This is a genomic window from Caulobacter sp. SRI_014 (genome assembly GCF_057586315.1).
Genome location: NZ_JBYCZQ010000010.1, coordinates 12,893 through 26,497, shown reverse-complemented (window position 1 = coordinate 26,497; position 13,605 = coordinate 12,893). Strand labels below are relative to the sequence as shown.

The window sequence follows — 13,605 nt, the reverse complement described above, 5'->3', positions numbered from 1 at the left end:
GTCAGATTGCGTTCCAGATCGGCGTCAATTTGCGCCAAGGTTTAAGTGCCTCAACGGCAAGAACGGCTAAGAATGGAACGAACACAAAAATCAACATAGCAGGAATTTGCATTTCTGAATCTGGAAAGAAGTCGGCATAAATACTTGCTGCAGGCAGCGAATTTGCCGCCTGATTTACCATAATCACCAGTGCTATGGTAAAGGTAATCTCGCTGGGTTTCGTGACTTTCGAGTTGATCATAAGATTGCTTATTCGTTCCGAGTGCTGTGGATGATACGGTAAATCATCCAATGTTCCGGCTTTTAGTAGTGAGATATATCCGTCCGAATTCAACAGTACATTGGCTGCTCTCGCGTCTGCAAAGAATTCACGACGTTTTATTATTTCCTTTAGGCCAATTCGGCTAAACCGATAAACGATTACAGCTGATGCAAGTCCATGAAAACTCGGATTGGCGGCAAATATAAATGCATATATTAGAAACATTAAGTATTTCCAGTTGGCAAAAGCCATCTCAAGCGTGAGGTACAGTTCGTCACGATTGGAAATATGTGAAAGCTCGTGAGCTATAGCCGCCAATGCGCGGGGAGATCTGCGACCAAGTTCTGCAATTAATCCGCTAGATAGAAGTATGATCGGTTGCTTTCCATACCGAACTGTCGCGGAAAATCGCGATTCCTTCAAGTCGATGAAGTAATGAGGAGAGTCTTTTAGACCGCATCGGATAGGGAGGGTCGAAAGATCAGGAAACAGTTGCAAATCAGAATCTGAAATTCTTTTATATGTAGCGTCATTGTCGAAGTCGTATTCGATTTTATTCAGGTAGTGAAGAATCGCCAGAACTACTAGCCCCACTACCCAGGTGAGCGGTGGTAGTAACCCTATGGCTCCAACGCTTGACGCGGATATGAACAGCACCGGAAAATAGTCAGTATGCGGATTTATGCTCACCACCTTTCCGGATTTGTCTTGAAATAGTATCCCTTTCATTCAACCGCCTTCTTCAGGAGGGCGGGGTTCTCTGCGCAGAACGCCACAAACCTCAATCGCAGATTTCTGGCCTCGGCACCGTCAAACCCTGCTTGCAGGCACGTAGCTTCAAATTTGTCCCCTAGGGTGGTGAGTGGCGAGGACGGATCGCTCTTGGGCTTTGAAGCGGATTTGTCCCCAATTAACTGTGCGACATAGCTTTTGACGCGTGCCTTTAATGGTTCCTGAGACGCATCCAGAAGCCATTTTCCCACGGTTAGTAGTATGGGTGTCAGCCAGAGCGCGGCCTCTGCCACCCCGAACTTCAATGCACCTTCAGCTCGGCTGTCTGGGGCGCGGGTTTCACGCGGCAATTCCAGCACTGTGTCAACTAATAGTAGGGCTTCACCCGGACTGAGTTGAGTTAGCGCGGCCCTCAAGAAGTCATCCATTCTGCTGGAATCGACCATAGCTGCAAATTCTCACTCTGGTGGCCGGATGGCTTTGCAGTTCAATTGCACGTCAACTGGCCACCTTTTTCAAGGGCCAACAAAACGCTTGGTTGAGGTGCCAATGTCCACCACCATCAACCGCCTCCAGCCCGGCGAAGGCTCTCTGTTCCGAACGAAATCGAACTGGGCATGAGCCAGATGAGCGATAAGTTCAGGGCGTTGGGGTCGGAAATCGACGTGACGGTGAAGGGATAGGGACGATGGCGGGCCGGATCACCTGGGGCATCCTCGCGCTGGCGATGCTGGCATCGGGCACCCTGGCCTCGCCGGCCTCGGCGGAGGCCTGCATCGATCCGAACCCTTCGGTGAAGCAGGAGTTCGCCAAGGCGCTCTTCGTGGCCGAGGTCACCCTCGTCGACTTCGGCCCCTATGTGAACCGGCGTTTCCTCTACAAGGGCAAACCCGAATACGAGGATGCGCGGAAGGCCCGCTTCAAGGTCCACCGCGCCTTCAAGGGCAAGCCTGGCCCCGAATTCACCATCTGGGACTCCAATACCTCGGCGCGGCTGCCCTACAACGTCGGTGACCGTATTCTGGTGTTCGTCGGCTCACACGGCCCCGACTTTCACTATGTGACCAGCTGCGGCAACTCGGGGATGATGAGCGAACTCCCCGCCGGCGTCCTGTCCGCCGTCGAGGCGGAGGCGGCAGGGAAATGACGAGCACGACCCACAGGACCTATGGTGAGGCCGAAGGGGCGGTGAAAACATGAGTCTGTTGTTGGCGATGGCGGCCTCGGCCCTGATGCAGTCGGCCTGTCCGGAGGGGCGCATGCCGCCTCCACCGGCAGCGGCGCCGGCCCCGCCGCCGCCCGGCGCGCCACGTTCGCCGCTCTACAAGCTGGTCGAGGAAGGCATCCCGGCCATGGAGGCCAAGGCCGCCAAGGGCGACGCCGACGCCATGTTCCGGCTGGGCGTCGCCTACCAGAACGGCCTCGACGTCCAGCGCAGCCGCGCGACCGCCATGGCCTGGTATCGCAAGGCCGCGGAGGCCGGTCACGCGGGCGCTATGAACAACCTGGGGCTGGACCTGGCCAACAGCCCCGACACGCCGACCTGCCTGGAGGGCGTGGCCCTGTTGGAGCGGGCGGCCCTGGCCGGCGACGCCAACGCCATGAACAACATCTCTTCGATGTACGGGACGGGGTCCGCCCTCCCGCTCGACCGGATCGAGCAGCAACGTTGGCTGCTCAAGGCAGGTGAGGCCGGCAATCCCTACGCCATGCTCTATCTGGGACTGGCGTTCGAGACGGGCCGGGACGGCGTCGTCAAGGACCGCGAAAAGGCGATCTATTGGTATCGACTGGCCGCCAAGCACAACGACGGCTGGCAGCGAGAGGCGGCTCTCGACGCCCTAAGGGACCTGGGTCAGTAGCCGATGACCAGCACCACCATCCGCCGCCTCCAGCCCGGGGAGGGCCCGCTGTTCCAGTCGATCCGCCTGACGGCGATGCGTCTCGACGAGTCCACCTTCGGCTCCACCCTCGCCGAGGAGGAGGCCAAGCCCGACAGCTGGTTCGAGGAGCGGGTCGTCGCCGACGGGGTGTTCGTCGCCGAGGCCGAGGGCCGGATCCTCGGCATGGTCGCCGTCGGGCCCAAGGCCCCCGCGAAGGAGCGCCACAAGGGTGTCGTCTACAGCATGTTCGTCCTGCCGGAGGGCCGGGGCAGGGGGCTGGGCGCGGCGCTGATGGCCGCCTGTCTCGACTACGCCCGCGATGTGGTCGAGATCGTCCAGCTGGTCGTCGTCTCGACCAACTCCGTCGCCGTCTCCCTCTATGAAGGGGCCGGCTTCGAACGCTATGGTTTCGAACCGCGCGCCCTCCTGCAGACGGACGGCCGCTACACCGACGATCTTCACATGTGGAAGCGCCTGAAATGACCGACCCGATCCACGGCTGGCACGCCTATATCGTCAGCCGCGAGCCCGCCGACCTCAGCGCCCTCATTGCCGAGGACTGCGTCTTCGAAAGCCCGGTCGTCCACACGCCCCAGGTCGGCAAGGCGATCACCGAGAAATACCTGCTCTCGGCGCTGCAGGTGCTGAACAACGACAGCTTCGAATACCTCGGCGAATGGCGGGCGGAGCGCTCGGCCGTGCTGGAGTTCGCCTGCACCATCGACGGCATCCGCATCAACGGCGTCGACATGATCTGGTGGAACGAAGAGGGCCGGATCACCCGCTTCAAGGTCATGGTCCGGCCGCTGAAGGCCATCAACCTGCTGCACCAAAAGATGGGCGAGATGCTCATGAAACTGGCCGGATAGTTTTACCCGGAAGAAATCAAAACGGCCGGCCGGCGGGCGAACCCTGTCGCCGGCCGCACGGTGGCGCTTGTAGGCGTTCAGACCTCAACATTCCCCGCGCCGGCGCCCACGCGGCGCCTACGCCGATGTCAACGTTCCCCGCCGCTACCGCTACGAAAACCCCAACGGGGCGGGCGTTTTGCCCGGCCGGTCCGGACGCACGCATTTCTGTTGGTGCGTCGGGCGGTCGAGGTATCATGGGTCAGCCGCTTCGATAGGACCCGCCGATGCTCCCGCGCCTGCTGCCCGCCCTGGCCCTCGCCGCCCTCGTCACCGCTTGCGGCCAGTCGGCCGAGAACAGCGCGCCCGCCAAGCCGGCTGAAGCCGCGCCGCCCGCCGAGGCCGCCAAGCCCACTGAACCGGCCACGCCCGCCACCCCCGCCGGGGGCGTCGCCCTCGATCAGGAAGGCCTGCGCCTGGTCAGCGACAGCGGCTCGACGCGCCTGGTCGCCTACGGCACGGCGACCGCCGACACCGTGGCGGCGCTGAGCTCCGTGCTGGGCAACCCCGAGGACCGCTCGACCAACAGCGAATGCGGCGCCGGCCCGACCGAGTTCGTCAGCTGGTCCAATGACCTCGACGCCCTGTTCATGGACGGCAAGTTCGTCGGCTGGAGCGCGGGGAACAAGAGCGGCGGCAAGGCCACGACCATGGACGGCATCGGCGTCGGCTCGACCCGCCAGCAGCTGACGGCCGCCTTCGGCAACCTGAAGGTCGAGGAAACCACGCTGGGCATCGAATTCAGCGCCGGCGAAATCTCCGGCATCCTCGACAGGGACGGCCCGGCGGGGAAGGTCGCCACCATCTGGGGCGGGACCAGCTGCGTCTTCAGATAATTTTACCCGGGTATAATTGACGGGGTTTTTTACCCGGTCTAAATGGGCGGTCATGAAACCTGACCGCAAACAGCTCGTCCGCGACTTCAAGGAACGCAAGGTTGCCTCCGGCGCCTTCGCGGTCCGTTGCGCGCCTTCCGGCCAGATCTGGGTGGAAGTCTCTCCCAACCTGCACAATCGCCAGAACGGCCTGTGGTTCTCCCTGCGCCTGGGCAGCCACCCGAACAAAGCGCTGGTGCAGGCCTGGAAGACCCATGGGGAGGACGCCTTCACCTACGAGGTGGTCGAGGAACTGCCCGACGCCGAACGCTCCCAATGGGAGCTGACCAATGCCCTGAAAGAGCTGTCCGCCAAATGGCGAGAGGCCCTGAACGCGGAGAAACTGACCGGATGACCGACGCCCGCTACAGCCTGTTCGAAGGCCACCACCGCCTGGCCCAGGGCGAGATGTCGGCCCTGGCCGCCGTCGCCCGCGCCTCCCTGGCCCGCGACCCCAACACCAGCTTCCGGGTGTTCGACGACGTCACCGGCGAGCGGGTCAGCCTCGAGCTGACCCCGTCGCCGAAGGCGGCCGGCCGCCCCAGGCTCGGCGTCGTCGCCAGGGAGGTCAGCCTCTTGCCCCGCCACTGGGAATGGCTCAGCCAGCAGTCGGGCGGCCCGTCCGCCGCCCTGCGCCGTCTGGTCGAGACCGCGCGCCGCGACCCGGTCACCGTGCGCAAGGACGAGCTCAACGCCGCCTACCGCTTCGTCGGCGACATGGCCGGCGACCTCGAGGGTTTCGAGGAGGCCAGCCGCTGCCTGTTCAACGACGACCGCGAGGGCTTCCTGCTCAACACGACGATCTGGCCCACCGACGTGCGCGGCCAGGCCCTCAGGATGCTGGGCTGGAGCTGATCCAGGCCAGCGCCGCGGCCATCTCGAGGTCCTCGCCCCCGGCCAGGGCGGCGGCGATTGAACGGACCCTGGGTCAGAAGGACGGCATGAACCAGCGCCTGCAGGCCGAAGCCCGGCAGCAGGCAACTCATCCACCCCAGACGGATTGGCCCGATCTCCGCGCCCCTTGATCTTTGTCGCGGCGGAGAAGGTCCAGTGTTGATGTCACCCGGGTTCGCCCTAGCTGGCTTTCCAGCCCCGGAGTTCAATCATGAAGCGTCTCGCCCTCATCGCCGTCGCCCTCGCCCTGCTGGCCTCGCCTGCCATCGCCCAGGCCCCGCAACCGGCCAAACCCGTCGACGTCGAGCGCTTCTACACCGGCCAATGGCTTGAAATCGGCCGCCTGCCGATGAAGCTGACCGACGGCTGCGTCGCCGGCGCGACCGCCTATTCGAAGGCCGACAAGGGCCGCATCGCCGTGCGCGACACCTGCCGCGACAAGACCCCTGCCGGCAAGGAAAAGGCCATCGAGGGCAAGGGCCGGATCGTCGACCCCGGGACCAACGCCAAGCTGAAGGTCAGCTATCCCTTCTTCATCACCTGGGAATACTGGGTCCTCGACCGCGCCGACGACTACAGCTGGTTCATCAGCGCCGACCCGAAGTTCGAGAAGCTGTGGATCTACACCCGCAAGGCGCCGACCAAGGCCGAACTCGACATGCTGATCGGCCGCGCCAAGGCGCTGGGCTACGACACTGGAAAGCTGGAGTACCCCGAACCGCTGGTACAATAGTCCGCCGCTTCGACAGGCGTCAGAACGGCTTGTCGGTCCCGGCCACCGTCACCCGCACGTCGGGTCCGCAGGCTGCGGCGCAAACAAAAGCCCCGCCGTCACGGGGACGGCGGGGCCAATGTTTTCAGCGTCGCTGAACCTTACGCGCCGGCGCGAGCCGTCGTGTTCGGGCCACGGCCGCCGCCGGGACGAAAACGCTTACGCTTCTTCGGCTTCTCGGCGCTGTTGCCGGCGGGCGGGGACGCGGTGGGGCCCTCGACCATCGGGTCATAGCCGCCCGGGCGATGGGCGCGCGGGGCGTTGGCGAAGTGCTTGCCGGCCGAGTGCTCATGACGCTTGGCGGCCGGGCTGCGGCCACGGGTGTCGCGGGGGTCACGCTCGCGCGGGGCTTCCGGCGGCTGGGTCGCCTTGAAGGCAGCCTCGGCGGAACCGAGGTTGCGGTCGTTGCGGCGGTCCCAGCTGGGGATGGTCTGACGGGTGACCTTCTGGATGTCCTTCAGGAGGTTACGCTCGTCGTCGGCCACGAGGCTGATGGCCGAGCCGTTGGCGCCGGCGCGGGCGGTGCGCCCGATGCGGTGGACATAGGCTTCCGGCACGTTGGGCAGTTCGTACTGGATGACGTGCGATACGCCGTCCACGTCGATGCCGCGGGCGGCGATGTCGGTCGCCACCAGGGCGCGGACGTCGCCGGCCTTGAAGGAGGCCAGGCTGCGTTCCCGCTGGCCTTGCGACTTGTCGCCGTGGATGGCGGCGGCCTCGACACCGATGGTGCCCAGCTGCTTGGCCACGCGGTCGGCGCCGCGCTTGGTGCGGGTGAAGATCAGGACGCGCTTCATGGCGCCGTCGTCCATCAGTTCGGCCAGCAGGGCGCGCTTGCGGCCCGCCTCGATGAACAGGATCTTCTGGTCGATCTTCTCGACGGTGGTGGCCTGCGGGGTCACCGACACCTTGGCCGGGTTCTTCAGCAGTTCACCGGCCAGCTTGCCGATCTCGGTCGGCATGGTGGCCGAGAAGAACAGGTTCTGGCGCTGTTGCGGCAGGGTCTTGGCGATGCGGCGGATCGGCACCACGAAGCCCATGTCGAGCATCTGGTCGGCCTCGTCGAGCACGAAGACTTCGGTCTCCGACAGGTTGGCGACCTTCTCGTTGATGTGGTCGATCAGCCGGCCCGGGGTGGCGACCAGGATGTCGACGCCGGCGGCCAGGGCGCGGACCTGGGGTCCGTACTTCACGCCGCCGAAGACGACGGCGACGCTGAGGCCCATGTTCTTGCCGTAGGTGCGGAAGCTCTCGGCGATCTGGGTGGCCAGTTCGCGGGTCGGGGAGAGGACCAGGGCGCGGCAGCCGCGGCGCGGGGCCGGCTTACGGTCTTCGGCCAGGCGTTGCAGGATCGGCAGGGCGAAGGCGGCGGTCTTGCCGGTACCCGTCTGGGCGATGCCCAGGATGTCGCGTCCTTCGAGGACAAGCGGAATCGCCTGGCTCTGAATCGGGGTGGGGGTGGTGTAGCCCTCGGCCAGAAGGGCCGAGAGGATGGGCTTGCAGAGGCCCAGGGTAGCAAAAGCGGTCAAAGCCGTTGGTCTTTCAAAATGCGACCGTATCCGCGCGGGCTCTATGGCCGGCGCGGTGGATCGCGGGGGTCGTTGGAAAACGCCCCGCGTATGGCGTCCTTATGGGGAAGTTCAGTCTCGCGCCTGGGCGAAGCGAATGAACGCTCCTCACGCGGCCGGGCGCGGCCGAAGGCGCAGATAAGCTGCGCAGAACCGCTATATCGCGGTGCAGCATGAGAAAGTCAAGGAAATCCGGGGATTGGGGGTGCGCGCATCCGCACAGCGGGCGAATGCCACAGCGCTTTCGACCCAAAGCGAGGATATGACGCCGCCCTCGTCAGTGGCGTCAGGGTGTTTCCTAGCTTGCTTACACGTCGTTCGTTCATCGCCTCGGCCAGCGCCGGCGCGGCGCTCTCGATCGCGGCCCCGGCCTTTGCCGAGACGCCCGCCGCCACCGCCAGGTTGCTGGCCCGGGCCCGGGCCGAGCTTCAGCGCCTGGGGACGGCCATTCCGCATCACGACCTGGTGGCGGTCGCCGACTTCGCCACGGCCAGCAAGACCCCCCGTTTCCACCTGCTGGACATGGCCGGCGGCAAGGTCTCCAGTCTGCTGGTCGCCCACGGCCGGGGCAGCGATCCGGGCAACAGCGGCTGGGTGAAGGCCTTCTCGAACGCCTTCGGGTCGAACGCCAGCTCGGAGGGCGCCTTCCGCACCGCCGAAAACTACAGCGGCAAGCACGGCCGCTCGATGCGGCTGGACGGCCTCGACGCCGGCAACAGCAACGCTCGCGATCGCGCGATCGTCATCCACAGCGCCTGGTATGTCAGCACCGCCATGGCGGCGACCGCCGGCCGGATCGGCCGCAGCGAAGGCTGCTTCGCCTTCTCCGACACCGACCTGCCCAGGGTGCTCGACCGGTTGGGACCAGGGCGGCTGCTGCTCTCGACGAAGCTTTAGCGCGTCAGACCCGCCAGCATCTCCACCGCCTCTTCGTGGCCGGCCAGGCTGATGAACGGCTGGTCGACGTCGATCTCGCCGTCTTCCTCACCATCATCGACGGGCAGGGCGAGGGCCTTTTCCAGGTACCCCCGGGCCTTGGCCTCGTCCACCGGCACGCCCAGGCCCTCGACATTGATCTTGGCCAGTTCGACCAGGGCGTCGCCGTCGCCCAGCTCGGCCGCCTTGGCAAACCAGTCGGCGGCGCCGGTCAGGTCGTTCTTCTCGCGGCAGAGGATGGCGATGTTGTTGGCGGCGCTGGCGTCGCCCAGGTCATAGGCCTTGCGGTACCAGTCGAGGGCGGCGGCCTTGTCGGCCTTCACGCCCAGGCCCTCGTCGAGGAAGTAGCCGACATTCAGCATGGCGGCGATGTCGCCGAGCTCGGCGGCCTGCTTGAACAGGCCGAAGGCCTTGGCCTCGTCACCGTCTTCCCAGGCCTCGTCGCCGGCGTTGAACAGGCGGTCGATGGTCTCGTCATTGTCGGCCATGGTGAGCCTCCTGAAATTCGAAAGCCCGTGGTCACGGGGCGATGGGGCGGTATGGAGGCGCAGGGAGCGGGAATCAACCATGACCAAGTCCATGATCGTCTTCGCCGTCGTCGCCAGTATTGTCGGTGGCATGCTGACGGCAGCGCAGGGGCCGACCAACGCCATGCTGGCCCGTCCACTCAATTCGCCGGTCAACGCGGCCTTCGTGTCGTTCGCCATAGGCACGGCAGTGCTGCTGGTGCTGATACTGGCCCTGCGCATCAAGCCGGACCTGCAAGGGGCGGCAGCCTTGCCCTGGTATGCCTGGATGGGCGGGGTCTACGGCGTCGGCTTCGTCTGCGCGGCGGCCTTTTCGGCGCCCCGGCTGGGGGTGGCGACCACCATCACCCTTATGGTCAGCGGCCAGCTGTTGATCGGCATCATCCTCGACCACTTCGGGGCGTTCGGGGTCGAGCCCCGGCCGGTGAGCCTTGGCCGCGTCGCCGGGCTGGCGCTGGTCGTGCTTGGCGTGCTGCTGGTCAGACGAACCTAGGGATCGGCCCGTCCTGCGGGGTCTGGTCCGGCAGCTCGACGAATTCCTCATCGACGTAGCACCAGCCCCAACCTTCTGGCGGGTCATAACCCTCGATGATCGGGTGCTTCGTGGCGTGGAAGTGCTTGGTCGCATGGGTGTTGGGGCTGTCGTCGCAGCAGCCGACGTGGCCGCAGGTGCGGCACAGGCGCAGATGAACCCACCAGTCTCCGGTCTTCAGACACTCCTCACAGCCCTTCGAGCCGGGGTGGACGATGGCAACGCTTTCGACGTGACGGCAGCTCATGCGGTGACCCCTTCCTGGGCGGCGAGATACTGGTGGATGGCGGCGACGACCTGGGCCCCTTCGCCGATGGCGCCCCCGACCCTTTTGACCGAGCCCGAGCGGGCGTCGCCGACCGCGAAGACGCCGGTGACCGAAGATTCCAGATGGGCGCAGTCGGCCCCGCCGGTGGTGACAAAGCCGGCCGCGTCGCGGCTGACCCCGCAGTCGGCCAGCCAGTGGGTGGCCGGGTCGGCGCCGACGAACAGGAAGACGTTGCGGATGTCGCTCTCGCCCGGGCCATGCTCGCGGCAGGACCAGGCGACCCGCGCCAGGCCGCCATCTTCGCCGGCGTGCAAAGCGGTGATCTGGGTGAAGGGCATCAACTCGATGTTGGCCGTGCCGGTGATGCGGTCGATGAGGTAGCGGCTCATCGTCTCCTTCAGGCCTGGTCCGCGCACCATGATCCGCACCTTGCTGGCGTGGCCTGAGAGATACACGGCCGCCTGGCCGGCCGAGTTGCCGCCGCCGACGACAATGACCTCCTGGCCGCTGCACAGCTCGGCCTCCAGGGGCGAGGCCCAGTACCAGACGCCCCGGCCCTCGAAGTCGGAGAAGTTCTCCAGCTCCAGCCGGCGATAGGCGGCGCCGCTGGCCACCACCACGGTGCGGGCGGTCAGGGTCGCGCCGTCCTCCAGGGCCAGGGCGCGCAGGCCGTCCTCGCGCTGGCAATCGAGGTCGACCACGCAGGCGGGAATCAGCAGCTCGGCTCCGAACTTCTGGGCCTGCAACACGCCGCGGCTAGTCAGGGCATGGCCGGTGATGCCGGTCGGGAAGCCGAAATAGTTCTCGATCCGGGCGCTGGCCCCGGCCTGGCCGCCATAGGCCCGGCGGTCGATAATGGCGACGCTGAGCCCTTCAGAGGCCGCGTAGACGGCGGTGGACAGTCCCGCCGGCCCGGCCCCGACGATGGCCACGTCGTAGATGCGGTCCGGATCCGGCCGGGTGTTCATGCCCAGGGCCTCGCCGATTTCCTGGTCGCTGGGCCGGCGCAGGATCTGGCCGTTTGGACAGGCGGCGAGGGGGAGGTCGGATTCGGTCAGATTGAGCCGGGCCATTAGTTCGGCGGCCTCGGCGTCGTCGCGCGGGTCGATCAGGTGGTGCGGCTGGCCGTTGCGGGTCAGGAAACCCTGGAGGCGGACGACGTCCTTCTGGCCGGCGTGGCCGATCAGGACCGCCCCGCTGGCCCCCGCCTCGATCAGGGCGACGCGGCGCAGAATCAGGGCGCGGGTGATCCGCTCGCCGAGCTCCGCCTCGGCGACCAGCAGGCTGCGCAGGCCGGCCGGCTCGATGACCAGGGCGGTGAGGGCGGTCTCGGCCACGGCGTCCACAAGCGCGGCACTGGCGCCGAGCTGGCTGACTTCGGCGAGGAACTGGCCGGGGCCCTGTTCGACGATGGGGGTCTGGTGGCCCAGGCCGTCGCGCTGGCTGATGGCGACGCAGCCGTCGATGACGACAAACATCCCCGGCGCCCGCTGGCCTGAACGGAACAGCACTGAGCCGGGCGGAAACTGCCGGACCTCGCCGAACCGCTTCATCCGCTCGATCTCGCCGGCGGTCAGGATCGGAAAGGTCTGGTCGAAGCGCGCGAAACCGGCGCCCGGCGCGATGGTGACGGACTCTTCGCCCATGGGTCCTCCTGCACCGCCAGAAGGCCCGCGTCAGCCCAAGGCGTCAACTGAACCAAAGGATGACGTGGCGGAGGGACTTGCCCAAATGTGACGCCGGCGTCACTGTCGACTGAACAACGATAATCTACCGGGAGAGGCGCCAGATGGCCGACCGTTACGACTACATCATCATCGGCGCCGGTTCGGCCGGTTGCGTTCTGGCCGGTCGCCTGACCGAGGACCCGAACATCAAGGTGCTGCTGCTCGAAGCGGGCGGCAAGGACACCTCGATCCTGGTCAACATGCCGGCGGGCGTCGGCAACCTGATCAAGGACAAGGGCGACTACAATTGGGGCTTCTGGACCGAGGAAGAACCGCACCTCAATAACCGCAAGCTCTGGTGGCCGCGCGGCAAGGGCTGGGGTGGCTCCTCGTCGATCAACGGCATGATCTATATCCGCGGCCATGCGCGGGACTATGACCAGTGGCGCCAGATGGGCCTGGGCGGCTGGGGCTATGCCGACGTGCTGCCCTACTTCAAGCGTTCGGAAAGCCTGGAAGGCGGCGGTGACGAATGGCACGGCGGCGACGGCCCGCTGCACGTTTCCAAGGCCAGCTCGCCCAACCCGATCTATTCGGCCGCCATCGAGGCGGGGCGTCAGGCCGGCCACCCGGTGACCAAGGATTTCAACGGCTTCCAGCAGGAAGGCTGGGGCCCCTATCAGATGACCATCCGCGACGGGAAGCGGTGGAGCGCGGCCAAGGCCTACCTCTACCCGGCCCTGAACCGGCCCAACCTCACCTGTCTGACCGGCGCGCGGACGACGAAGATCGTCATCGAGAACGGCAAGGCCATCGGCGTCGAATACGCCGTGAAGGGCGGCGAGCGGACCATCGCCCACGCCGACGCCGAGGTGCTGCTCAGCGCCGGGGCCGTGCAGTCGCCGCATATCCTGCAGCTGTCGGGGATCGGCGTGGCCGACGACCTGGCCAAACAGGGGATCAAGACCGTCCATGAGAGCAAGGGGGTCGGCGCCAACCTGCAGGACCACCTGGACGTGACGCTGAGCTGGCTGACCCAGGGCGTCGAGACCGCCTACAGCTACAACAAGGGCCTCAAACGCCTGGCCACCGGCCTCAACTACATGCTGTTCAACAAGGGCCCGGGCCGCCAGAACTTCCTGGAATCGGGGGCCTTCCTGCGCTCGCGGCCGGATCTGGACCGTCCGGACCTGCAGATCCACACCGTGCTGGCCATCATGCAGGACCACGGCAAGACAGTGATCGAGAAGGACGGCTTCACCTTCCACGTCTGCCAGCTGCGTCCCGAGAGCCGGGGCTCGGTGGGCCTGCGCTCGGCTGATCCGTTCGACGATCCGACCATCTTCGCCAACTACCTGGCGGCCGAGGAAGACCGCCGGGCCATGCGCGAGGGCGTCAAGATCGCCCGCGAGGCGGCCCACCAGGCGGCGCTCGACCCCTATCGCGGCGAGGAGTTCGCGCCGGGCAAGGATATCCAGTCCGACGCCGACATCGACGCCTGGATCCGCCGCACCGGCGAGACCATCTACCACCCGGTCGGCACCTGCCGCATGGGCGCGGCGGGCGATCCGCTGGCCGTGGTCGATGGCGAGCTGAAGGTGCAGGGGATCAGCGGCCTGCGGGTCATCGACGCCTCGGTCATGCCGACGCTGGTGGGCGGCAACACCAACGCCCCGACCATCATGGTGGCCGAGAAGGCCAGCGACATGATCCGCGGCAAGGCGGCCCTCGCGCCGCTCGACGCGCCGGTCTACGACCCGTCGTCCGTTAAGGCGGCATAG

General features: G+C 65.9%; 17 protein-coding genes. 11 read left to right on the top strand and 6 right to left on the bottom strand.

Going from position 1 to position 13,605, the window contains the following annotated elements; translation table 11 throughout:
• Position 1: 1 nt before the first annotated feature.
• On the bottom strand, positions 2–991 hold the full coding sequence (locus AC2YG9_RS18320) for a M48 family metallopeptidase (RefSeq protein ID WP_487299433.1): 990 nt from the start codon (positions 989–991) through the stop codon (positions 2–4).
• A complete protein-coding gene (locus AC2YG9_RS18315) occupies positions 988–1,440 on the bottom strand; it encodes a hypothetical protein (RefSeq protein ID WP_487299432.1) in 453 nt (150 codons plus the stop codon). Before AC2YG9_RS18315 ends, AC2YG9_RS18320 begins: the two co-directional genes overlap by 4 nt.
• A 242-nt stretch (positions 1,441–1,682) precedes the next feature.
• Here AC2YG9_RS18315 and AC2YG9_RS18310 point away from each other — a divergent pair, with 242 nt between their 5' ends.
• From AC2YG9_RS18310 to AC2YG9_RS18275, 8 genes are all read left to right on the top strand, one after another.
• Positions 1,683–2,141 carry a hypothetical protein gene (locus AC2YG9_RS18310; protein WP_487299431.1) on the top strand — a complete coding sequence of 153 codons (459 nt, stop codon included), beginning with the start codon at positions 1,683–1,685 and terminating at the stop codon, positions 2,139–2,141.
• A 49-nt stretch (positions 2,142–2,190) separates the two neighbouring features.
• Complete coding sequence (locus AC2YG9_RS18305; RefSeq protein WP_487299430.1) at positions 2,191–2,856, top strand: tetratricopeptide repeat protein; 666 nt, start codon at positions 2,191–2,193, stop codon at positions 2,854–2,856.
• A 3-nt stretch (positions 2,857–2,859) separates the two neighbouring features.
• A complete protein-coding gene (locus tag AC2YG9_RS18300; protein ID WP_487299429.1) occupies positions 2,860–3,360 on the top strand; it encodes an N-acetyltransferase family protein in 501 nt (166 codons plus the stop codon).
• Complete coding sequence (locus AC2YG9_RS18295) at positions 3,357–3,746, top strand: nuclear transport factor 2 family protein (protein ID WP_487299428.1); 390 nt, start codon at positions 3,357–3,359, stop codon at positions 3,744–3,746. Before AC2YG9_RS18300 ends, AC2YG9_RS18295 begins: the two co-directional genes overlap by 4 nt.
• Positions 3,747–4,012: 266 nt before the next feature.
• A complete protein-coding gene (locus AC2YG9_RS18290) occupies positions 4,013–4,621 on the top strand; it encodes a hypothetical protein (protein WP_487299427.1) in 609 nt (202 codons plus the stop codon).
• Between the two features lie 52 nt (positions 4,622–4,673).
• Positions 4,674–5,015, top strand: a complete 342-nt coding sequence (locus tag AC2YG9_RS18285; protein WP_487299426.1) for a GIY-YIG nuclease family protein — start codon at positions 4,674–4,676, stop codon at positions 5,013–5,015.
• Positions 5,012–5,515, top strand: a complete 504-nt coding sequence (locus tag AC2YG9_RS18280) for a DUF2239 family protein (protein ID WP_487299425.1) — start codon at positions 5,012–5,014, stop codon at positions 5,513–5,515. The genes AC2YG9_RS18285 and AC2YG9_RS18280 overlap by 4 nt, the downstream gene beginning before the upstream one ends.
• A gap of 250 nt (positions 5,516–5,765) precedes the next feature.
• Positions 5,766–6,287 carry a lipocalin family protein gene (locus AC2YG9_RS18275; protein ID WP_487299424.1) on the top strand — a complete coding sequence of 174 codons (522 nt, stop codon included), beginning with the start codon at positions 5,766–5,768 and terminating at the stop codon, positions 6,285–6,287.
• Positions 6,288–6,427: 140 nt separating this feature from the next.
• On the opposite strand, the gene AC2YG9_RS18270 is transcribed toward AC2YG9_RS18275, so the two are convergent.
• The gene (locus AC2YG9_RS18270) at positions 6,428–7,855 is read right to left on the bottom strand and encodes a DEAD/DEAH box helicase (RefSeq protein WP_487299423.1); all 1,428 of its coding nucleotides are present in this window, start codon (positions 7,853–7,855) and stop codon (positions 6,428–6,430) included.
• A 342-nt stretch (positions 7,856–8,197) separates the two neighbouring features.
• Here AC2YG9_RS18270 and AC2YG9_RS18265 point away from each other — a divergent pair, with 342 nt between their 5' ends.
• Entirely contained in the window at positions 8,198–8,791 is a 594-nt protein-coding gene (locus tag AC2YG9_RS18265) for a murein L,D-transpeptidase catalytic domain family protein (protein ID WP_487299422.1), read from the top strand.
• Here the strand turns inward: AC2YG9_RS18265 and AC2YG9_RS18260 are convergent.
• Entirely contained in the window at positions 8,788–9,318 is a 531-nt protein-coding gene (locus AC2YG9_RS18260; RefSeq protein WP_487299421.1) for a tetratricopeptide repeat protein, read from the bottom strand. The genes AC2YG9_RS18265 and AC2YG9_RS18260 overlap by 4 nt on opposite strands.
• Before the next feature lie 79 nt (positions 9,319–9,397).
• On the opposite strand from AC2YG9_RS18260, the gene AC2YG9_RS18255 reads away from it, so the two are divergent.
• Positions 9,398–9,850 (top strand): DMT family transporter, encoded by a 453-nt coding sequence (locus AC2YG9_RS18255; RefSeq protein ID WP_487299420.1) that lies wholly within the window; start codon positions 9,398–9,400, stop codon positions 9,848–9,850.
• Here the strand turns inward: AC2YG9_RS18255 and AC2YG9_RS18250 are convergent.
• Together AC2YG9_RS18250 and AC2YG9_RS18245 are read right to left on the bottom strand one after the other, a co-directional pair.
• Positions 9,837–10,136, bottom strand: coding sequence for a UBP-type zinc finger domain-containing protein (locus AC2YG9_RS18250; protein WP_487299419.1), 300 nt, complete (start codon positions 10,134–10,136; stop codon positions 9,837–9,839). The genes AC2YG9_RS18255 and AC2YG9_RS18250 overlap by 14 nt on opposite strands.
• Positions 10,133–11,803 (bottom strand): FAD-dependent oxidoreductase, encoded by a 1,671-nt coding sequence (locus tag AC2YG9_RS18245; protein WP_487299418.1) that lies wholly within the window; start codon positions 11,801–11,803, stop codon positions 10,133–10,135. Before AC2YG9_RS18245 ends, AC2YG9_RS18250 begins: the two co-directional genes overlap by 4 nt.
• Positions 11,804–11,946: 143 nt before the next feature.
• On the opposite strand from AC2YG9_RS18245, the gene AC2YG9_RS18240 reads away from it, so the two are divergent.
• On the top strand, positions 11,947–13,605 hold the full coding sequence (locus tag AC2YG9_RS18240; RefSeq protein ID WP_487299417.1) for a choline dehydrogenase: 1,659 nt from the start codon (positions 11,947–11,949) through the stop codon (positions 13,603–13,605).